This is a genomic window from Streptomyces sp. NPDC054932, assembly GCF_053610205.1.
In genome coordinates, this window is the sequence record NZ_JBSGXU010000149.1 from 1 (window position 1) to 20,694 (window position 20,694).

Genomic DNA, 20,694 nt, shown 5'->3' on the forward strand with positions numbered 1-20,694 from the left:
GGGCCGACGTCCTCTTCGCCATGCTCCGAGACGGCACCTTCTACGAGCCCCAACCCGCCCCATCACCTTGACCAAACCCATAGGGGCACCCCCCCCTCGATCCGCGCCTCACCGAGGACTTGCGCTGCTGGCACATCGCACCGGCAAGCCGCCCGGGATCCGTCGCACTCACAGGACGCTCGTACTTCGCTGACGGAGACGGCCTGACCGTCCTTCTCCGAGTGTCCGGAGACGACGCCTTGGCCAGCGACGGCGGCACCATGGTTTCTCGCTTGGCCGATGCTGGAGTCGACGTCTGGGGCCCGACCCGAGCAGCGACCGCCTGGACCGAGACACTCAGCGCATTCCGCCTCAGCGAAGTGGACGGACGAATCGTTGGCCGCCGGCCCCTGCAACAGGCGGCGACGCTCGTATCGGACATCAGTAGTGCGATGCTGACCACCGACGGGCTGCGATGGCTCGCAGCCCCTGACCGGGACAGCAAGCTCGTGCGTCAGTTCTACGCGTACCTCGACGATGCCCGCATCGCCTACGACCGGCGCCCCACCGTGGAGCTCCCCCGCGGCGCCACGGTACGCCCCACCGCGCGCATCAACCTGCCCAAGCGAACAGTCCTGGTGCAGGCCGTCGGCGGCTCTGAGCAGGGCCTGGAGCATGCTCTGTCGCTCGTGCAGCGCATCGAGCGCGCGGACTACGCCTTCGACCAGCGCCTCGTGCTGCTGAAGGGCAACCCCCAAGCCTGGCCCGCCGACCACCTCGACCTCTTGGCGGACCACACACCAGTCGGGTTCTCCGACCGCATGGACGCGGTCACCCGATTCCTCAAAGAGGGCACTCCACTGGAACGCCCCGTCACATCGGAGCCGTAGGCTTCCCGCTCTCACACGACGTTTCCAGCTCCGCGCGGCGAAGAGGACCGGCCGAGCAATGTCTTGTCACTTGTGCACAACACCCGCCGCGCACTAACCCGCCCCCCTCATCCATGGATCGCAGACCCCGGCCGGGTTCGCCGCCAGGGTGGTGGGAGGCGACGGCCCGGCGGCGACCACCATCGCCCTTGACTACCAAGAGGCGGCGACGTAACCGGCAACCAGATCTAACTACTCGTCAGTAAAGTCAGCAAAAGGTCAGCATTCGTCCGACCAAACCTGGTTACAGCCTGCGACACATGAGACTCGACCGTCGGCGCCGAAGGCTCTCGCCCCGCATTCGACAGCCTCCCCTGCGAAACCAAAACCGGAGGGCCGGGCGCGATTACCACACCCAGCCCTCGCGCGCACAAACCAGCAGGTCAACGCACCCTTCCTCGCGCCTTCAGGTGGGTTGGGGGAAGATCTGGGGCCGGAATCGGAGGGCCGTCGTAGCCCTTCACCTCACCGAATCGCGACCCGTTCATCCAGTCTTCTCGGGCCTGCGCGATATCATCGTGTGACCGTCCGATCCAGTTCCAGAACATCACGATCTCCTCCTCGAACGGCTCGCCGCCCAGGAGCATCAGGCTCGCGTCCGAGGTGGCCCGTAGCGGGAGTTCCGTGCGGCCGCAGCCGAGGTAGAGCATCGAGCCCGGGAGGACCGGGACGTCGTCCACGTTGGCCTCGCCCGACATCGACAGGACCGCGTACTCGAAGTCCGGGTCCAGCGGGAGGCGGGTCTCCGTGCCGGCTGCGAGGGTCAGGTCCGCGCCCACGATCGGGCTGTACGCCGTGCCCGGCGAGGTCGCCGTGTCCAGGGTGCCCAGGATGACCGTCGCCGTCAGGCCCGGAGCCGTCACCCGCGGCAGTTCGGCGTGGTGCTGGAAGTGGGGTTCCACGTTGCGGTGGGCGTCCGGCAGGGCCACCCACAGCTGCGCGCCGTGCAGGAAGCGGGCGTGCGGGCGCGGGCTCTCCTCCGAGTGGCTGATGCCGCGGCCGGAGGTCATCAGGCCGAGCTCGCGGGGCCGGATCGTCTCGAGGCTGCCGACGCTGTCGCGGTGCAGCACCTCGCCCTCGTGCAGCCAGCTCACCGTCTGGAGCCCGGAGTGCGGATGCGGCGCGACCTGCATGCCGGGCTCGTCGGCGATGTCGTCCGGGCCGTAGTGGTCCACGAAGCACCAGGCGCCCACCATGCGGCGGCCCAGGTTCGGCAGGAGTCGGCGGACCTCGGTGGATTCTCCGAGCTTGACCGTACGCGGGCTGAGGAGCTCGCGCACCGGTTCGGCCACGACGAAACCGCGGCCGCCGCAGGCGGAGAGAGCGGGCTGGCGATCGAGATTGCTCATGTGGACAACCTAGCCCCGAGGGGGTGGCGCCGTGGAGCGGAATGTTCTGCGGGCAGGGCGTGTTGGAGGCAGCGGACAGACCACCTGAACGGAGGAAGGGACGCGATGAACGGGCCGACGGCGTACTTCGAGCACGGGACGGCAGCCGAGCGCTGGGCGCGCGCCCAGCTCTTCTTCGAGGCGAAGGAGTACGCGACGGCCGCCCGCGTCCTGGACGGGCTGGCGGGCGAGGCCCCGGAGCAGCTGGCGCCGCGGCTGCTCCTGGCCCGCGCCTACTACCACTCCGCCCAGCTCTCGCGCGCCGAGCAGGAGCTTCGCGCCATCCTGGAGCGCTGGCCGGTGGAGGACTACGCACGGCTGATGCTCGGTCGCACGCTGGAGCGGCTGGGCCGGGCCACCGAGGCCCGCCCCCACCTGCGGATGGCGGCCGCCATGGCGGGCGAGTTCCCCGAGTAGCGCGCCGCCCGGCCCCGTGCGTGCGGGGTCGGGCGGCCTCCTCGGATAGCCTGGGTCCCATATGAACCGCCTGACCACACCCTTCGGCTCCTACGAGCTCACCCGATTCCCCGAGGATCCGCGCGACCGGCTCCGTGCCTGGGACGCCGCCGACGAGTACCTGCTGCGCCATCTCGACTCCGGTACCGGGGAGCGCGGGCCGGTGGACCTGGCCGCCGCCGGCCAGGTCACGGTGCTCGGGGACCGCTGGGGGACGCTGACGACGGCGCTCGCCGCGTACCGCCCGACGCAGATCACCGACTCCGCGCTGACCCGTGCCGCCACCGCCGCGAACCTGGACCGGGCCGGCATCGGGACGTCCAAGTCGACGGTCACCCTGCTGACCACGCAGGACCCGCCGCCCGAGCGGATCGACGTCCTGCTGGTGCGCGTCCCCAAGAGCCTGGCGCTGCTGGAGGACCAGCTGTACCGGCTGGCGCCGCACGTGCACGCGGGCACCGTGGTGGTCGGCGCCGGCATGGTCAAGGAGATCCACACCTCCACGCTGCGCCTCTTCGAGAAGATCCTCGGCCCCACGAAGACCTCGCTCGCGGAGAAGAAGGCGCGGCTGATCTTCTGTACGCCGGGCACCCCCGGCGCGACCCGTCCCACGTCCGCCGGGCCGTGGCCGCTGACGTACACGGTGGACGAGGACGCGGGCTCGGGCTCCGGTCTGTCCGTCGTCAACCACGCCGGGATCTTCTGCGCCGACCGGCTCGACGTCGGCACCCGGTTCTTCCTGCAGAACCTGCCGACGAACACCGACGGCGCCCGGGTCGTGGACCTGGGCTGCGGCAACGGCGTCGTCGGCACGGCCGTCCAGGCCCATGACGCGGACGCCGAGGTCGTGTTCACCGACGAGTCCTACCAGGCGGTGGCCTCGGCGCGGGCGACGTACCGGGCGAACATCCGCGAGGGCCGGCGCACCGCCGAGTTCCACGTCGGCGACGGGGTCGCGATGCTCTCCCCCGCCTCGGTGGACCTGATCCTGAGCAACCCGCCGTTCCACTCCCACCAGGCCACGACGGACGCGACGGCCCTGCGGATGTTCGCGCAGTCGCGCAAGGTGCTGCGGCCGGGCGGCGAGCTATGGATCGTCGCCAACCGGCACATGGGCTACCACACCCATCTGCGCCGGCTCTTCGGCAACAGCGAAGTCGTCGCGAGCGAGCCGAGGTTCGTGGTCCTGCGTGCGGTCAAGCAGGACCGTCCGCGGCCCATGTGACCTGCCCGGAGGCACCTCCCGGCGCAGCCGGGGCGTCCTACACTCTGGCGCGTGAGCAGCCAGGTGGAGGACGGAAGCGGTGGCGGGCGCTACCGCCGGGAGGACGTGGCCCGGGCGGCCGGCGTCAAGGTGCGCAACCTGCGCTACTACCAGGAGCGCGGGCTGCTGCCGCCGCCGCGCCGGGAGGGCCGGATCGCCTGGTACTCCGACGACCATCTGACCCGGCTGCGCCTGATCAGCGATCTGCTGGGGCGCGGCTACACGGTCAACGGCATCGCCGAGCTGCTGCACGCGTGGGACGAGGGCGGCGGCCTGTCCCAACTACTGGGCCTGGAGCGGGAGATGACCCGGGACTGGGTGCATGAGGACCCGGTGACGATGACCCGGGCGCAGCTGCGGGAGCTGTTCGGCCCGACGGCGACCGCCGCGGACACCCGGCGGGCGGCCGAACTCGGCTACGTGACGATCGACGGGGACCGGGTCACCTATCCGAGCCGGCAGCTGCTGGAGGCGACGCTGACGCTGGTGCGCCAGGGGGTGCCGCTCGCGGAGATCCTGGACGCGGGGGAGTTCGTACAGGCGCAGGCGGCGGCGGTCGCGGACCGGTTCGTGGGGCTGTTCCGGCGGCACGTGATCGGTGCGGAGGGTCTGGAGGCCCTGGAGCGGCTTTCGGCCACGCAGCTGCAGCACATCACCGCGGCGGTGGCGGCCCTGCGGCCGGTGGCCGGAGAGGTGGTGACCGCGGAGTTCGCCCGGGCGATGGCCCGACGGGTGGACGCGGAACTCGCCGAACTGCTGCGTACGGAGCAGTAGGAGTCGGCTCAAAGGGTGCGCTCGCACAACCTTGCCAACCCCCATTGGCACTCTTACATTCAACTCGTCGGTAACAACGGTGCACAGCCGAAATAAGGGACGAGCTCATGACCGGTTCCCCCCATTTATCCGACCCTTCCAACCCTTCCAACCCTTCCGGCCCTTCCGGCCCTTCCGGCCCTTCCGCCGCTTCCAACCCTTCCGCCCCGTCCGACGACGGGCACGGTGACTCCGGCCGCGTCCGCTGGCGGCGGTTCGCCGTCCTGACCGTCCCCGCCGTCGCCGTGACCGCCGGCCTCGGCATCGCCCTGGCGCAGGGGGTGCTGGCCGCCTCGTTCGCCGTGTCGGGACAGCAGTTCAAGGTGTCGGCGAGCAGCCTGGAGGGCGAGGGCTTCGCCCAGTACGGCAGCGTGGACGTCAACGCCCGCGAGGAGCTCATCCCGGTGGCCGTCACCGCCATCCGGGAGGCCCGGCTCCACAACCTCTGCCAGTCCGTGGTCACCTCGCTCCCGGTGATCGGGGACATCTCGCTCAACCTCACTGCCGGAAGCAAGGCCCCGGTGGAGGCGGCCAATCTCTTCGTCGACGCGACCCAGCTCGCCGGCGACGCCGTCTTCACCAACATCGAGATCGGGCGTGACGCCTCCACCCTCGACAAGGGTCCGGCCGACGCCCAGGGGATGCAGGACCTCTTCGCCCAGCAGGCGGACACGGTCCGCATCACCGATCTCCAGCAGACGGCGTGGGCGACGAACGCCGGCACCTTCAAGCTCTCCGGGCTCAGCATGAACGTCAGCAAGGGCAAGAAGGAATGCTTCTGAGCCGCCCGCAGCGATGGCGGCGGTGGAGGCGCAGCAGGCCCTTCTGGGGCGGGCTGTTCGCGATCCTGGCCGGGTCGTGGATCTGCGTCCTGCCGCTGGCACCGCTGAAGATCATGCTCCAGCAGGGGGTGGCGGGGATCCCGTCCGTCCTGATGGGCATCGTGATGATCGTGCTCGGGCTCACCGCCTGGTTCTCTCCCCCTCAGCGCTCCCTCGCGGGTGTCCTCACCACCCTGATTGCCACTGCCGCACTGGTCCTGTCGAATCTGGGCGGGTTCCTGATCGGCACTCTGCTCGGCATTCTCGGCGGCGGCCTGATGTTCGCCTGGCAGCCGTACGCCGACCGCCGCCGAGCCGGGAACGCGGAGACCGCCACCGCCGCGCCCCCTCCCCCCACCCCGCACCCCGATCCCCAAGGAGTACAGCCATGAGCCGTACGCGCACCGCGCTCGCCCTGGGAACGGCCGCCGCCGGAGCCATCGCGCTCGCCTCGGTCACCGCATCCGCCGCGCCGTTACCCCTGGCCGGGTCGACCACCGTCACCCCGGCCGGGCACGCCTTCAAGGCCACCCTCAGCGGGAAGGCCACCCTCAAGGCCGGTTCGGTCACGGTGACCTGTACGGTCTCCGTCGCCACCGGCGCCGTGCCGGCCGCCCCCGGCAACAGCAACCCGGCCGGGCCCGTGTCGGCGCCGATCTCGGCGCCCACGTACAGCTCGTGCACCTCGAGCATGTGGGGAGTGACGCCCACGGTCACCACCAGCGGTGCCTGGTCGGTGTCGATGCAGGACGGCGCCCCGATCACCGCCACCATGGGTCTGCCGGTCGGCGGTCTGGTGGTCCAGACGAGCGGGCTCGCCTCCTGTACGGTCACCGCCGCCCCCACCGCCCCTGCGACCGTCGGCGGCACCTGGGTCAACGGCGCCCCGTCGACCCTGACCTTCACCAACGCCTCCGTACCGGTCACGGTCACCGGCGGGTTCGGCTGTCCGACCAGCGCGACCTCGTCCACCTTCAACGCGGTGTACAAGGTCACCGACACCACCGACCCGACGCAGCAGATCACCGTCGGGCCCTGACCGGGCACCACCCGCTCGCCCGTCCGGCGCCGGGGGAACCGGGGCCGGGCGGGCCGCAGCGTGCCCCCGTGCTCAGCGGCCCGCCCATGCCCCCGCGCGCTCGAAGCGGAAAATGCGTTGCCCCTCGGGAACGGACGGACCAAGCTCGCCGACATGTCCCACAGCACCGACCACCAGCCGTCGCAGCCCTCCGCCCCGCACCCGCCGCGACGGGACGTCAGCGACCTGTTCTCCGGCGGCCGCCTCACCGTGATCCCGCGCAGGGCCGCCCGGCGCGAGCAGTTGCTCGTCCACCTCACCGAGACCCTCTTCGCCGTGGACCGGGAGTACACGGAGCCCGAGGTCAACGACGCGCTGCGCACCGTGCACGAGGACTGCTCGGCGCTGCGGCGCCACCTCATCACGTCGGGGCTGCTCACGCGGACCCGTGACGGGAGCGCCTACCGGCGGTCGACGACCACCCGGTAGTGGGTCGTCAGCCGGCCGTCGTCACCGATCAGGTGGAAGGCGACGGCCGGGGGCTCGTCGAGGTGGACGTGCTCGGAGGGCCCGGCCGGCCCGGTCTCGCCCTCCCACGGAAGCCGCAGGGTGGAGACCACCCCGGGGGCCACCAGCACCGGACGCCCCGCGAAGGTGGTGGCGGCGGCGGTGTGGGCGTGCCCGCACAGGAAAGCGGTCAGATGCGGGTGGCGCTCGACGAGGGCGGCGAGCCGCTCCTCCCCGAACTGGCGGATCCCGTCCACGTACGGGGTGTGCAGCGGGACCGGCGGGTGGTGGAAGGCGACCAGTACGGGGGTCTCCCGCGGGGTGTCGGTCAGTACGCCGTCCAGCCAGGCCAGCGTGGACTCCTCCAGGAAGCCGTGGTGCTCGCCGGGGACGGACGAGTCGCACGCGGCGAGGACGAAGCCCTCGCCGCGCAGCACCCGGTCGACGGGCCCGGTGGAGGGGGACTCCTCCCCCAGCAGGCCGCGGCGGAAGGCGGCACGCTCGTCGTGGTTGCCGGGGCAGACCACCAGGGGGTGGCGCGAGCGCAGCAGCTTGGCGGCCTCCTCGTACTCGGCCGCCTCGCCGTGGTCGGCTATGTCCCCGCTGACGAGCACGGCGTCCAAGTCGTGGGGCAGGGCGTCGAGATACTCCATGACGGCACGGGTGCGGTCGGCCGCGCGCCGGTCACCGTCGAGATGGACGTCGCTGAGGTGGGCGATCACGATCACGTGCGGTGTCTCCTTCGTCTCTGGTCAAGAGATGTGGTGGACACATTCAACACGGCGGCCGACCGCCCGCCCCGTGCGGCCGCGGGTGCTCAGGTGCCGGTGCGCGGCCGCGCGCGGCGCAGCAGCACCCACCCGGCGGCCGTGAGCACGACCGCGCTCCCGGCGAGGGAGGTCACGGCGACTCCGGTGGAGGCGAGCGCGCCGCCGGTGGGGCCGGTCTGCGTACCCCCGGCGACCGTGCTGCCGGCCGAACCGCCGCCGACGGTGCCGGGCGCACCGGCGGAGCCGCCGTCGGAGCCGCCTGCCGAACCCCCGGTCGAGCCCGTCGAGTTGGTTCCGCCGTTCCCACCGGTTCCGCCGGTGCCACCGGTCGTCGTGGAGCCGCCGGTCGCGGTCGAGCCGCCGTTGCCGCCGCCCGTCGCGGTGTCCGCGATGGTGACGGTGAGGGTGGCGGGTTCGGTACGGCTCGCACCGGCGTCGTTGCTGAATTCCGCCCGGTAGCGCCGACCGCTGTCGGAGACCGCCGCCGTGAAGGTGTACGTCGGCGAGGTCGCGCCCTCCACGGCCCGCCAGGTCCGCCCCGCGTCCGTGCTGACCTGCCAGGCGACGGTGGGCCGCGGGGTCCCCTCGGCCTCCGCCGTCAGGGAGACCCGCGTACCGGCCACGACCGACCGGTCCGCCGGGCCCTTCGTGACCCGCGGGGACGTGGCCCGCTCCAGCCGGGTGATCCGCCCGGCGACCGGGTCCGATACGAACACGGCCGCGCCGCCGGGCTCGACGGCCACGGCCGCGCTCCCCAACTGCGCGTGCACGCCGGGGAGTACGACCGGCTTCGCGGCCTCCTGGAGGTCACGGGTGCGGTGGACGGTGAGCGCACCGTTGTTGTCGCTGCCCGGCTGCGAGGTGTCTCCCGCGTCCTGCCACACGACGTACGCCTCGTGCGTGGTGGCGTCGAAGCCCGCCGCGCGGGGCACGTCGGTGCCGGTGCCCCGCAGGGTGCCCAGCCGCTTGCCCGTCGCGTCGTGGACGACGACGGAGGAGTCCAGTCCGACCCATACCGCGCCGGTCTCGGGATCCACCTCCGTGAACCCGCCGAACCCGTCACCGGCCGGGAGTTCGACGGTCGCGGTGACCTTGAAGGTGGCGGTGTCGATCCGGTGCATGCGGCGGTTGCCGATGTCCGTGAACCACACCGTGCCGCGCGCCGCGTCGACCGCGAACCCGTCGCCGCCCTCCAGCGTGACGGAGCGCTTCACGGTCGCGGTGGCGATGTCCACCTCCGACAGTACGGGGCCCTGCGCGACCAGCACCGTCGAGGGAGTGAGACCCGGGGCGGCGTGGGTGACGGCCGCACCCGGCACCCACGCCCCCGCCGCCGCGGCGTCGCCGTCCTTGGCGGTGCCTATGCCGCGCAGCGGGTAGAAGAAGACCGCCCCGTCGCCGGGCAGTGGTGCGACGAGCTGCCGCACCGCCCGCCGGCCGAGGACGCCGCCCGGACCGGGAGCCTGGCCGACGGTGCTGCGCACCTTGCCGTCGGCGGGGTCCAGGACGTGCAGCCCGCTCTCGTTGACGTCGGCGGTCTCGGGCAGATCGTCCGAACCGACGTACAGCTTCTTCGAGTCCGGGTGCAGCAGCAGGTCGCGGGGTTTGCCCGCCGTGGTGAACTGCGCCACCGCCCGGTACGCGACGGTGCCCTGCGGTACGTCGGCCCCCTCACCCCCGGCTGCCGATACGGGCGTTCCGGTGGCGGCCGAGGCCAGCACGAGCGCGAGCGCGGCCGAGGCGGCGCCGGCGCGAGCGGGGGTGAGGAGGTGTCGGGGTGTCATGGCTTCCTCGTCGACGGGTCGGGCAATCGGTCCCGGGACGGGATCAGTTGAAGGTCACCGGGACGTGCACGTCGTACTTGCGGTTCGAGGAGTTGAAGTGGTCGGCGCGCGTGACGACGGCGCATTCGACCGTCTCGCCGCAGATCTGGCCGCCGCCCAGGTCGGCCTTGACGTGGATGGTGACGCTGAAGGTGCCGCCCGGGCCGAACTTGGAGGTGTTGGCCAGGGTCCCGCCGAAGACGTTGTTGATCCAGTGCGAGGCGCCGGTGGTGCCCGACTGGTCCGAACCGCCCAGGCAGGGGGTGGGCTTGCTCGCGCCCGGCGCCCCGCTCACCGCACAGAGGCTCACGTATATGCCCCTGGAGGTGTTGTAGCCACTGCCGGTGACCGTGACGTTCTGACCGGCCGCGGCGGCGGTGGAGGGCGCGGTGAGGCTGAGGCTGTAGGTGGTCCCGCCGTCGGTGACCGTACGCGTCGAGGTGGCGGCCGAGGCGGAGCCGGCCGCACCGACGGCGAGCGCGACAGCGGCGGAGGCGGCGACGGCCGCGCGGGCGGCGGTACGGGGCAGGGAGGCAGCACGCATCACTGGAACACCTTTCAGGCACAGGGAGTCGCAAAACTGAGGTAAGGCTAACCTAATATCGATCAAGGTTGCACGCCTGTTTCACGCCATCCCCACCGCCATGACGGCCAGTCAAATACGCCTGACAGGTGCGCCCATGGCCCTGCACGAGGTCCCGGGCATGCGGCGGCCCGGCCGCACCGCATGGCACAGCCGGGCCGTGGCCGAGGACCCCGCTCCTCACCCCCGGTAGGTCTCCAGCAGCCGCAGCCAGATCTCGCTGATGGTCGGGAAGGCCGGTACCGCGTGCCACAACCGCTGGATCGGGACCTCACCCGCGACCGCGACGGTGGCCGCGTGGATCAGTTCGGCCGCGCCCGGACCGACGAAGGTGACGCCGAGAAGGACCTCCCGGTCGAGGTCGACAATCATCCGCGCCCGGCCCCGGTAGCCGTCGGCGTACAGCCCGGCGCCGGACACCCTGGACATGTCGTAGTCGACCGCCCGCACCCGGTGCCCGGCCCGTTCGGCCTCGGCCAGGGTCAGGCCGACCGCGGCGGCCTCCGGATCGGTGAAGACCGCCTGCGGGAGCGCGCGGATGTCGGCGGTCGGCACGTGCGCGCCCCAGGGCCCGGTGTCCAGCGGGGTGCCGGCCGCCCGGGCGGCGATCGCGGCGCCCACGATCCGGGCCTGGTACTTGCCCTGGTGGGTGAGGAGCGCGCGGTGGTTGACGTCCCCGACGGCGTAGAGCCAGTCGTGGCCGGGCACCCGGCAGGTGTCGTCGACGTCGATCCACTTGCCGGCCGGGAGGCCGATGGTGTCGAGTCCGATGTCCTCGGTCCGGGGCGCGCGGCCCGTCGCCATCAGCAGCTCGTCGCCCTCCAGCGTCTCGCCGCCCTCGAGGACCACGCTGACGGGCCCGGTCGAGCCGTCCCGTACGACGGCCTCGACGGACACGTCCGTACGGACCACCGCCCCGGCCTCGCGCAGCGCGTCGGCGACCAGTTCCCCCGCGAAGGGCTCCATCCGCGGCAGCAGCCCGGAGCCGCGCACCAGGACGGTGACCTGCGATCCGAGGGCCTGCCAGGCGGTGGCCATCTCGGCGGCCACCACCGAGCCGCCCACGATCAGCAGCCGGCCGGGGGCCTCCTTCGCGGAGGTCGCCTCGCGACTGGTCCAGGGGCGGGCCCCGGCGATCCCGGGGAGCTCGGGGATCATGGCCCGGGTGCCGGTGGCGACGACCACCGCGTGCCGCGCCGAGAGGATGTGGTGCTCGCCCTCGGGGCTGGTGACGGCCACCTTGCGGACCCCGTAGAGCCTGCCGTGGCCCCGGTAGACGTGGGCGCCGGTCGAGTCGATCCAGTCGATCTGGCCCTGGTCCTTCCAGTCCCCGGTCCAGTAGTCGCGGTGCGCGAGCACCGCCGCCGTGTCCAGGGGCCCCTGCACGGCGCCCGCCAGGCCCGGCACCCGGCGGGCGTCGGCCCGGGCCAGTGCCGGCCGCAGCAGCGCCTTGCTCGGGATGCAGGCCCAGTAGGAGCACTCGCCGCCCACCAGTTCGCTCTCGACGAGCGCCGTGCTCAATCCGGCGGCGCGGGTCCGGTCGACGATGTTCTCGCCGGCCGGGCCCCCGCCGAGGACCACTACGTCGTACTCCACCGCTTCAGTCATACGGACCAGTGTCTCCGCCGGTCGGTCCCGGCGGCGGATCATCAGGACCCCGGCGTGCCGGGCTCCTGCGCGCCCGTGCTCCCGGCGCCCTTCTGCTCCGCGGCGATCTTGGCGCGGATCTCGTCCATGTCGAGGTCCCGGGCCTGCCGGATGAGGTCCGTCAGGGCCGCCTCCGGGAGTGCGCCCGGCTGCGCGAAGATGGCCACCTGGTCCCGGACGATCATCAGCGTCGGGATCGAGGTGATCTGGAAGGCCCCGGCAAGCTCCTGCTGCGCCTCGGTGTCCACCTTGGCGAAGACGAGGTCGGGATGGGCCTCGGAGGCCCGCTCGTACACCGGGGCGAACTGCAGGCACGGCCGGCACCAGCCCGCCCAGAAGTCGATCAGCACGAACGGGTTCTCGCTGACCGTCTGGTCGAAGTTTTCCTTGGTGAGTTCGACTGTAGCCACGGTTTGAAGACCTCCTGATTGAGCCGTCTGCTCGTTGAACGAACGACCTGCCTCCGGCATTCCGCGGACACCGCCGACCGGCCCCCCGCCGCATACGGGAGGCGTTCCGTCGAAGGGTGACGCGTTTGCGTATCGACGTGCACGCGCACCTGTGGACCGCGGACCACCTGACCCGCCCGGAACCCCGGGGGGGTTCCGACGGGCCGGGCAGGCCGGACAGAACCTGCGCCGGGACAGGGTCTAGAAGGGGTGGTCCGCAGGGGTGCTGCGGGCCGTGGTCCAGCGCAGCTCCGTGAAGGCGTCCAGGTTCGCCTCCCCGCCGAACCGGGCGCCGGTGCCGGAGGCACCGACTCCGCCGAACGGGGCGACGGCCTCGTCGTTGACCGTCTGGTCGTTGATGTGCGCGATCCCGGTCGGGATCCGCTCGGCCAGGTCGAGCCCGCGCGCCGCGTCCCGGGTCACGATCCCGAGGGAGAGGCCGTAGGGGCCCGCCGAGGCCAGCGCCACCGCTTCCTCCTCCGTCGCGAAGGACCGTACGGGGGCGACCGGGCCGAAGACCTCCTCGGCGTAGGCGGGGGTGTCGTCGGCGACGCCCGCCAGGACGGTCGGCCGGTAGAAGAGGTCCCGGTGCGTGCCGCCGGCGACGAGCTTGGCCCCCTGCTCGGTGCTGGCCTCCACCAGGGCGTGGACGCGCTCCAGCTGGGCGCGGTCGATCAGCGGTCCCAGGTGGACCTGCTCGCGGTACGGGTCCCCGACGGCGAGTTCCTCGGCGCGCGCGGCCAGCCGCTCGACGTACTCGTCGTAGAGCGAGGCGTGTACGAGGTGGCGCCCTGCGGTCATGCAGATCTGGCCCTGGTGGAAGAAGGAGCCCCAGGAGGCCTGGGCCACGGCGGCCTCGATGTCGGCGTCGCGGAGTACGAGGAGCGCGGAGTTCCCGCCCAACTCCAGGTGGACGCGCTTGAGGTGACGGCCCGCCAGTTCACCGACGGACCGGCCGGCAGCGGTGGACCCGGTGAAGGACACCACCCGGACCCGCGCGTCGGCCACCACCGCGGCGCCCGTCCCGGCGCCGCCGGGCAGGACCTGCAGCAGCCCGCACGGCAGTCCGGCGGCGGCGAGCACCGCGGCGAGGGCGAGGCCGCCGCACACGGCGGTGCGCCGGTCCGGCTTGAGCAGCACCGCGTTGCCGAGGGCCAGTGCGGGCGCGACCGAGCGGATCGCCAGGATCAGCGGGGCGTTGAAGGGGGCCACGACCCCGACCACCCCGGCCGGTACCCGGCGGGTGAAGGACAGCCGGGGCGCTTCGCTCGGCAGCACCTGCCCGGTGGGGCGGGAGGCCAGTGCGGCGGCCTCGTAGCACTCCTGCGCGGCGACGTGCAGCTCGAAGCCGGCCTTGCCCGGTATCGAGCCGGACTCGCGGACCAGCCATTCCCGCAGCTCGTCGGCGTGGGCCGTGAACAGGTCCCCGGCGCGGCGCAGCACGGCCGCCCGCTCCGGGTGGGTGGCGCGCGCCCAGTCCTGCTGCGCCGCGCGGGCCCGTACGGCGGCCTCCGCTACATCGGCGGGCGCGGCGAGGTCGATGGTGGCGAGGGTGCGGCCGGTGGCGGGTTCGACGACCGGCGCGGCGCCGCCGGTGAGGGTGGGTCCGTCCTGCCAGAGCGTCGGGTCGAGGAGCGGCATGGCGCGGGGCCTCCGGGTGGGGATGGGCGGGGCGGGGGGCGGCAGCACGCGCCATCGTGCCAGACCGGAGGCTCCACTTCTGTTCAGTTATTGGGCAGTTGACGCCGGGCGGTGACCGGAAACGATCGACGCCCTGACGGCGAGGGGGGTGGGGTCAGCGCTCCAGGACGAGTGCGATGCCCTGCCCGACCCCGATGCACAGGGCCGCCATGCCGGTACCGGAGCCGGCCGCCGCCAGTTGGTGCGCGACCGATCCGGCCAGCCGGGCGCCCGAGGCACCGAGCGGATGGCCGATCGCGATGGCGCCACCGCGCGGGTTGACCACGGCCGGGTCGAGGTCCGGCCAGGCCGCCAGGCAGCCCAACGCCTGTGCGGCGAAGGCCTCGTTGAGTTCGAAGGCGGCGAGATCGGCGAACCCGCGGCCGGACTTGGCCAGCGCCCGCTGCACGGCGTCCACCGGGCCCAGACCGAAGAGCTGGGGCTCGATCCCGGTGACGGCGGAGGCGCTGATCCGGGCGAGCGGCTCCCGGCCGGTGGCCGCCAGCCCCTCCTCGTCGGTCAGCAGGAGTGCGGCGGCGCCGTCGTTGAGCGGGGAGGCGTTGCCGGCCGTGACCGTGCCCGTGCCGTCGGTCCGGAAGGCCGGCTTCAGCCGGGCCAGCGCCTCGGGCGTGGAACCTTCCCGGATGCACTCGTCGCGCACCAGGTCCACCCCGCCGTACGGGACGACCTCGTTGTCGTACAGCCCGGCGGACCAGGCGGCCGCCGCCTTGCGGTGGCTCTCCAGGGCGAAGGCGTCCTGCGCCTCGCGGGTGATGCCGTGCTTGTCCGCGACGAGTTCGGCGCCCTCGCCGAGCGAGCCGGTCCACTCCTCGGGCATGCGCGGGTTGGTCATCCGCCAGCCCAGGGTGGTGGACCACATCTGCTGGTGCCCGGCCGGGAAGGCCCGCTCGGGCTTCTGGACGACCCACGGGGCGCGGCTCATCGACTCGACGCCGCCCGCGATGGCCACGGAGGCGTCACCCAGCGCGATGGCGCGGGCGGCCTGGATCACGGCTTCGAGGCCGGACCCGCACAGCCGGTTGACGGTGACCCCGGGGACGCTCACCGGCAGCCCGGCCAGCAGGACCGCCATGCGGGCCACGTCCCGGTTGTCCTCGCCCGCGCCGTTGGCGTCGCCGAAGACGACGTCGTCGATACGGGCCGGATCGAGGTCGGGCGTCCGGTCCACCAGCGCGCGCACGACGTGCGCGGCGAGGTCGTCCGGCCGCACCCCGGCGAGGGCGCCGCCGAACTTGCCGATCGGGGTGCGGACGGCGTCGACGACGTAGACGTCGCGGACGGTGCGGATGCTCATGGGGGCTCTCCTGGGCGGATCCGTACGGGCGGGGGCGCGTCGGTGCCGGTGTCGGCACCGGGGCACGCCGCCGGGCACGCCCGGTGGGGCGCGCCCGCAGTCTCCGTCCGCACGTCACCGCCTGTCAACGGCTCCCCGGACCCGACCCGCGAGACGGCCTGGGCGCGACGCGGGCGCGACCGGCGTCAGGTGGACTCCCGGTGGATGGCGGTGGCCGCCATCAGGTCGTGCCGCTCCGTGACCTCCGACGGCTCGCGCACCGCCCGGTCCACCAGCGAGGCCAGATGGGCGCCGGTCGGCATCTCCAGTCGCACGGTGCTCAGCCGCGGCCGCAGCAACCGCCCGATCAGCAGGTCGTCGGCGCCGATGACGGCGACGTCCCCGGGGACGCGCAGCCCCTCGTCCTGGAGGGCCCGCATCAGCAGCATCGCGTACTCGTCGTTGTACGCGAACGCCGCGTCGAGCCCGAGCCCGCGCCAGCGGGCCGCGAGGGCCGCGGCCGACTCCTCCGAGTAGGCCATCGGGAGGGCCGAGACCTCGGCCCCCGCGACCGAGCGGGCGCCCGCGAGCCGGGGCACGGAGAACAGCTCCAGCCCTTCCTCCTCGGGCACCACCACACCGATCCGGCCTCGCCCGCGCTCGACGAGATGGGCGGCGGCCCGGACGCCGACCTCCTGCTGGTCCATGACGAGCGCGTGCGCCCCGGGCACACCGACGGGCCCCATCGTGATCACGGCGCGGGCCCCGGCCCGCTTGAGCGTGGCGACGTTGTGCGCGGAGAGGGTGATCTCGCCGAGGGACATCACGGCCACCGGGCGCAGCTCCGCCCAGGCCCGGACGGCCTCGTCGCCGCTGAGTCCGAGGCTCCCGTACTGCACCACGGTGTAGTCGAGGCGGCGCAGTGCCCACTGGAGTTCGTTGAGGAAGGTGCTGTAGAGCGGTCCGACCGGCACGTGGGAGGTGGGCAGCAGCACGATCCTGGTGTGTCCGGCACGCAGGCTGCGGGCGGCCGCGTGCGGGACGTACCCGAGTTCCTCGGCGGCCTCGCGGACCTTGCGGCGGGTCGGCTCGCTGATGCGTACGGCTTCGGCGTTGTTCAGCACGTACGAGACCGTCGCGCGCGAGACGCCCGCGAGACGGGCCACGTCGGCGCTCGTCGGAACGGCGGCCGGCACGGCCGGGGCGGGGGCCGGCGCGGAGGCCGGCTGCTTCGGCGATTTCGATGACTGAGACATTGCCGTGGCATCTTTCCAGACCGATTGCGCCCGGGGGCTGGCGGATGGCCTGAATCGAATGCTACACAATGGTTACACGAGTCATTGACACGTGTAACCACGGCGTCACATCCCACTTCGGCCGATGTGTCACTGCCGTGTCCCGTCGTGCCGCCGCCCTGTCGCGCTCCGTCGCACCCCCGCCGTCGCGACGGGGCGGCGCGCACTCCTCGCACCGTTCCACCCCGGTTCCACCTCCCCCCATCCGCCCGCATCCGCCCGCATCCGCCCAGGAGGGCACCGTGGCCCTTTCCTCCCCCGACACCGGCACCGGCACCGGCCCCGCCGCCCCCACCGACGCACCCCCGGGCCCCGGCTCCGCACGACGCGGCCTGCTGCCCCTGCTGCTCGTCGGCAACAGCGCCATGTACGCGCTCCACGTCGGCGTGGCCGGAGTCCTGCTCGCGCTCCAGGTCGAGGACATCGACCCGGCGGACAAGGTGGCGAACTTCGGCCTGATAGCAGGGGTCTCGGCGATCTTCGCCACCGTCTTCAACCCCGTCGCCGGCGCCCTGTCCGACCGCAGCGGCCGGCGCGATCCCTGGATCCTCGGCGGTGGACTCGCCGCCGTACCGGCGATGTTCCTGCTCGGCCTCGCCGACACGATCCTGTTGATCACCATCGCCTGGTGCCTCGGCCAGGCCGTCATGAACGTCTACCAGGCCGCCATCACCTCCGTGGTCCCCGACCGGGTACCCATGGACGCCCGCGGCAAGGCCTCTGCGGCCGTGGGACTCGGTCTGCCCTTCGGCTCCACCCTCGGCGCCCTCGTCGGCGCGGCCTTCTCGGAGGACCACCGCACCGGGTACCTCGTCTTCGGCGCCCTCGTGGCCGGCGCGGCGGTGCTCTTCACCGCCTGCGGACGCGAGCAGCGGCTCCCGGCCCGCGCCCCCATGCCCGTCAGGGCCCAGCTCGCCGCCTTCACGAGCGCACTGCGCGACCACGACTTCCGGTGGGCCTTCATCGGGCGGGCCCTGCTCGTCCTCGGGTACTTCGCCGTGAGCGGCTACCAGCTCTACATCCTGCAGGACCACACCGTGCTGCCCGGCGGCATGAAGCCGGAGGCCGCGGTGGCCGTGCTGATGCCGCTGACCAGCGTGGCGATGGTCGTCTCCACGGTGCTCGGCGGATACCTCTCCGACCGCTTCGACCGCCGCAAGCCGTTCGTCGGCGCCTCCGCACTGCTGTCGGCCGTCGCGCTGGTCGTCCCGGCCGTGTCGACCAGCTGGACCGCGATGCTGTGCTTCGCCGTGGTCAACGGGCTGGCGTTCGGCTGCTACATGGCGGTGGACACCGCCCTCGTGACGATGGTGCTCCCCAAGGCCGAGGACGCCGCCCGCGACATGGGCGTGCTCAACATCGCCAACGCCGGTCCGCAGATCATCGCGCCCTTCATCGCCTCGGTGATCGTCTCGTTCAGCGGTGGGTACACCGCGCTGTTCGTCGTCGCGGCCGTGCTGGCGGTGGCCGGGGCCCTTGCCGTGAAGCCGATCCGCAGCGTGCGCTGACCGGCCGCGGCTCCTCCCCGCCTCCGCCCCTCCGACCGTTTCACCCCTTCGATCCATCGACCGGAATTCGCCGTCGAGAAAGGCATCACCGTGCACCTGCACACCCAGACCTGGGGCGAGGGCGACCGTGTCGCCCTCCTGATCCACGGCATCATGGCCGACCACCGGACCTGGCGCCGCGTCGGCCCCGCCCTCGCCGACCACGGCTACCGCGTCATCGCCGTGGACCTGCGGGGCCACGGCGCCAGCGGCCGCGGCGAGTACAGCCCCGGGCACTTCGCGGACGACGTGGTCGAGACGCTCCCGGCCGGCGCCGAACTCGCCATCGGTCACTCCCTCGGCGGCCTGACCCTGTCGCTCGCGGTGGACCGACTGCGGCCGGCCCGGGCCGTCTTCTCGGACCCGGCGTGGCACCTGGCCGCCCCCGCCGAGGGCTTCGGTCCGGAGCTGCTCGCGCAGTTCAAGACGGCGACCAAGGAGCAGATACGGGCCATGAGCCCGCGCTGGGAGGAGGTGGACGTCGACATCGAACTGGAGACCCTGGCGGTCTGGGACGAACGGACCGCACTGAGTCTCGCCCCTCTGATGGGCACCGACCTGATGCCGCGGGCACCGGTGGTCCCCTCGCTCGTCCAGCTCGCCGACCCGAGCGCGCTGATCACCGAGGAGCGGGCGCAGCTGCTCAAGAGCCGCGGTTTCGAGGTGCGTTCGGTCGCCGGGGCTGGACACACCATCCACCGCGACGACTTCGACGGATTCATGGCCTCTCTGGACGGCTGGGTCTAGAACTGCGCGGCCACTCCCCATTACGGTCTTCCTACCGACCGGTAATGGGGAGTGGTTCGCGATGTCCGATTCAGCCACCTGGACCACCTGGACCACTTCGGCCACCCCCTCGACGGCGCCCGGCCTGGTCGACATGGTCGCGGCACTCGCCGAAGGGACGGTGTCGGCACGGCAGTTGACCGAGGAGGCGCTGCGCCGGATCGCCGCGGCCCAGCCGGAGCTCAACGCCTTCCGGACCGTGCGCACCGAGGCCGCGCTCGCGGAGGCGGACGCGGCGGACCGACGGCTGGCCGCGGGCGAACGCCTGCCGCTGCTGGGCGTGCCGCTGGCGGTCAAGGACGACATGGACGTGACCGGAGAGCCGACCGCCTTCGGCTGCGCAGGAGCCTTCGCCCCGAAGACCGCCGACAGCGAGGCGGTACGAAGGCTGCGCGCGGCCGGCGCGGTGATCGTCGGCAAGACCCAGACACCGGAGCTGGGGCAGTGGCCCGTCACCGAGGGCGAGGCCTTCGGCGACACCCGCAATCCGTGGAACCCGGCCTACACGCCCGGCGGCTCCTCCGGCGGCTCGGCGGCCGCCGTCGCGGCGGGCCTGGTCCCGGCCGCCCTGGGCTCGGACGGGGCGGGATCGGTCCGCATCCCCGCGGCCTGGACCCACCTGGTGGGCGTGAAACCCCAGCGCGGGCGCATCTCCACCTGGCCGGAGCCGGAGTCCTTCCACGGGCTCACGGTCAACGGCGTACTGGCCCGCACCGTCGCCGACGCCGCGCTCCTGCTGGACGCCGCGAGCGGGCCGCACCCCGAGGACCTGCACCGTCCGGCACGCATCTCCGCCGTCGAGGCGGCCCGCCGCACGCCCCGCCGGCTGCGGATCGCCCTCTCCTTCGACATGGCCTTCACGGCGACGCCCAAGTCACTGGACCCGCAGGTCCGTTCCGCCGTGGAGCGGCTGGCGGTCCGGCTGGAGTCGCTGGGCCACGAGGTGATCCCGGAGGACCCCCGCTACGGCCCGATCGGGCTGACCTTCGTACCCCGCGCGACCAGCGGCGTACGGGACTGGGTGGAGCGGGTGCCGGATCCCGCCCTGCTGGACCCGCGCACGCACGAGGCCGTACGGACGGCCCGCGTCCTGGGCGGGCTCGCCCTGCGGGTCTCCCGCCGGGCGGAGTCGGTCCTGCGGCGGCGGGTCGGCGAGATCTTCGACCGCTTCGACGTGGTGCTGACCCCGACGACGGCCACCCCGCCGCTGCGCATCGGCGCCCTCGCCGGGCTGGGGGCCATGGCCACGGACCGGGCGATGATAGCCGCCTGCCCGTACGCCTGGACGTGGAACGTCCTGGGCTGGCCCGGGGTGAACATCCCGGCCGGCCTCACGGCCGACGGCCTGCCGATGGGGGCCCAACTCCTGGGCCCGGCCGACTCGGAGCCACTGCTGCTGGGGCTGGCCGCGCAGGTGGAGGCGGCGGAGGACTGGGCGGCCCTGCGGCCCGGCCCCTGATCCGTGTCCCCACCGGGAGGTGCGGCCGGGCCGTCCGGCTCCGGCCCCGGCCCAGGTCGTCTCTTTCGGATCTTGTCGGTCGGGCCCGCGTCGTCCGGTGCCGTGCATCTCCCCCAGCTATCGCTGGGAGGTGCCCCCTGGGCGGAGGAGCGCCGTTGTACTGGACGTACTGCGGTGGTCCGGCAA

The 20,694-nt window shown here is 72.9% G+C and carries 20 protein-coding genes; 11 read left to right on the plus strand and 9 right to left on the minus strand.

Annotation, left to right across the window (positions count from 1 at the left end; translation table 11 throughout):
* The first annotated feature begins 239 nt into the window (after nt 1–239).
* The gene (locus tag ACWGE1_RS30265) at nt 240–869 is read left to right on the plus strand and encodes a hypothetical protein (RefSeq protein WP_453423647.1); all 630 of its coding nucleotides are present in this window, start codon (nt 240–242) and stop codon (nt 867–869) included.
* A gap of 422 nt (nt 870–1,291) precedes the next feature.
* Here ACWGE1_RS30265 and ACWGE1_RS30270 read toward each other — a convergent pair whose 3' ends face one another.
* Entirely contained in the window at nt 1,292–2,257 is a 966-nt protein-coding gene (locus ACWGE1_RS30270; protein ID WP_453423648.1) for a pirin family protein, read from the minus strand.
* A gap of 105 nt (nt 2,258–2,362) precedes the next feature.
* Between ACWGE1_RS30270 and ACWGE1_RS30275 the strand changes: the two genes are divergently transcribed.
* From ACWGE1_RS30275 to ACWGE1_RS30305, 7 genes are all read left to right on the plus strand, one after another.
* Nucleotides 2,363–2,713 (plus strand): tetratricopeptide repeat protein, encoded by a 351-nt coding sequence (locus ACWGE1_RS30275; protein WP_453423649.1) that lies wholly within the window; start codon nt 2,363–2,365, stop codon nt 2,711–2,713.
* 70 nt (nt 2,714–2,783) lie between these two features.
* Nucleotides 2,784–3,977 carry a methyltransferase gene (locus ACWGE1_RS30280; RefSeq protein ID WP_453423666.1) on the plus strand — a complete coding sequence of 398 codons (1,194 nt, stop codon included), beginning with the start codon at nt 2,784–2,786 and terminating at the stop codon, nt 3,975–3,977.
* Nucleotides 3,978–4,028: 51 nt separating this feature from the next.
* Nucleotides 4,029–4,790, plus strand: coding sequence for a MerR family transcriptional regulator (locus ACWGE1_RS30285; protein WP_453423650.1), 762 nt, complete (start codon nt 4,029–4,031; stop codon nt 4,788–4,790).
* Between the two features lie 284 nt (nt 4,791–5,074).
* Nucleotides 5,075–5,611, plus strand: a complete 537-nt coding sequence (locus ACWGE1_RS30290; protein WP_453423651.1) for a DUF6230 family protein — start codon at nt 5,075–5,077, stop codon at nt 5,609–5,611.
* Entirely contained in the window at nt 5,602–6,042 is a 441-nt protein-coding gene (locus tag ACWGE1_RS30295; protein WP_453423652.1) for a DUF6114 domain-containing protein, read from the plus strand. The genes ACWGE1_RS30290 and ACWGE1_RS30295 overlap by 10 nt, the downstream gene beginning before the upstream one ends.
* Nucleotides 6,039–6,689, plus strand: coding sequence for a hypothetical protein (locus tag ACWGE1_RS30300; protein WP_453423653.1), 651 nt, complete (start codon nt 6,039–6,041; stop codon nt 6,687–6,689). Before ACWGE1_RS30295 ends, ACWGE1_RS30300 begins: the two co-directional genes overlap by 4 nt.
* Before the next feature lie 153 nt (nt 6,690–6,842).
* The gene (locus ACWGE1_RS30305; RefSeq protein ID WP_453423654.1) at nt 6,843–7,157 is read left to right on the plus strand and encodes a DUF2087 domain-containing protein; all 315 of its coding nucleotides are present in this window, start codon (nt 6,843–6,845) and stop codon (nt 7,155–7,157) included.
* Here the strand turns inward: ACWGE1_RS30305 and ACWGE1_RS30310 are convergent.
* From ACWGE1_RS30310 to ACWGE1_RS30345, 8 genes are all read right to left on the minus strand, one after another.
* Nucleotides 7,130–7,903: a metallophosphoesterase gene (locus ACWGE1_RS30310; protein ID WP_453423655.1), complete on the minus strand. Its 774-nt coding sequence runs from the start codon at nt 7,901–7,903 to the stop codon at nt 7,130–7,132. The two genes, ACWGE1_RS30305 and ACWGE1_RS30310, sit on opposite strands and share 28 nt — an antisense overlap.
* 89 nt (nt 7,904–7,992) lie before the next feature.
* Complete coding sequence (locus ACWGE1_RS30315; RefSeq protein ID WP_453423656.1) at nt 7,993–9,729, minus strand: hypothetical protein; 1,737 nt, start codon at nt 9,727–9,729, stop codon at nt 7,993–7,995.
* A 43-nt stretch (nt 9,730–9,772) separates the two neighbouring features.
* Entirely contained in the window at nt 9,773–10,312 is a 540-nt protein-coding gene (locus tag ACWGE1_RS30320) for a hypothetical protein (protein ID WP_453423657.1), read from the minus strand.
* A 219-nt stretch (nt 10,313–10,531) separates the two neighbouring features.
* A complete protein-coding gene (locus tag ACWGE1_RS30325; protein ID WP_453423658.1) occupies nt 10,532–11,959 on the minus strand; it encodes a dihydrolipoyl dehydrogenase family protein in 1,428 nt (475 codons plus the stop codon).
* 41 nt (nt 11,960–12,000) lie between these two features.
* Nucleotides 12,001–12,408 carry a thioredoxin family protein gene (locus ACWGE1_RS30330; RefSeq protein ID WP_453423659.1) on the minus strand — a complete coding sequence of 136 codons (408 nt, stop codon included), beginning with the start codon at nt 12,406–12,408 and terminating at the stop codon, nt 12,001–12,003.
* A gap of 240 nt (nt 12,409–12,648) precedes the next feature.
* Entirely contained in the window at nt 12,649–14,088 is a 1,440-nt protein-coding gene (locus ACWGE1_RS30335) for an aldehyde dehydrogenase family protein (RefSeq protein WP_453423660.1), read from the minus strand.
* A 154-nt stretch (nt 14,089–14,242) separates the two neighbouring features.
* Nucleotides 14,243–15,442 (minus strand): thiolase family protein, encoded by a 1,200-nt coding sequence (locus ACWGE1_RS30340; protein WP_453423661.1) that lies wholly within the window; start codon nt 15,440–15,442, stop codon nt 14,243–14,245.
* Between the two features lie 185 nt (nt 15,443–15,627).
* Complete coding sequence (locus ACWGE1_RS30345; RefSeq protein ID WP_453423662.1) at nt 15,628–16,677, minus strand: LacI family DNA-binding transcriptional regulator; 1,050 nt, start codon at nt 16,675–16,677, stop codon at nt 15,628–15,630.
* A 281-nt stretch (nt 16,678–16,958) separates the two neighbouring features.
* On the opposite strand from ACWGE1_RS30345, the gene ACWGE1_RS30350 reads away from it, so the two are divergent.
* The 3 genes from ACWGE1_RS30350 (at nt 16,959) to ACWGE1_RS30360 (ending at nt 20,508) form a co-directional block, all read left to right on the plus strand.
* Entirely contained in the window at nt 16,959–18,224 is a 1,266-nt protein-coding gene (locus ACWGE1_RS30350; RefSeq protein WP_453423663.1) for an MFS transporter, read from the plus strand.
* 90 nt (nt 18,225–18,314) lie between these two features.
* Nucleotides 18,315–19,010 carry an alpha/beta fold hydrolase gene (locus tag ACWGE1_RS30355; RefSeq protein ID WP_453423664.1) on the plus strand — a complete coding sequence of 232 codons (696 nt, stop codon included), beginning with the start codon at nt 18,315–18,317 and terminating at the stop codon, nt 19,008–19,010.
* Between the two features lie 61 nt (nt 19,011–19,071).
* Nucleotides 19,072–20,508, plus strand: a complete 1,437-nt coding sequence (locus ACWGE1_RS30360) for an amidase (RefSeq protein ID WP_453423665.1) — start codon at nt 19,072–19,074, stop codon at nt 20,506–20,508.
* The last annotated feature ends 186 nt before the right edge of the window (nt 20,509–20,694 follow it).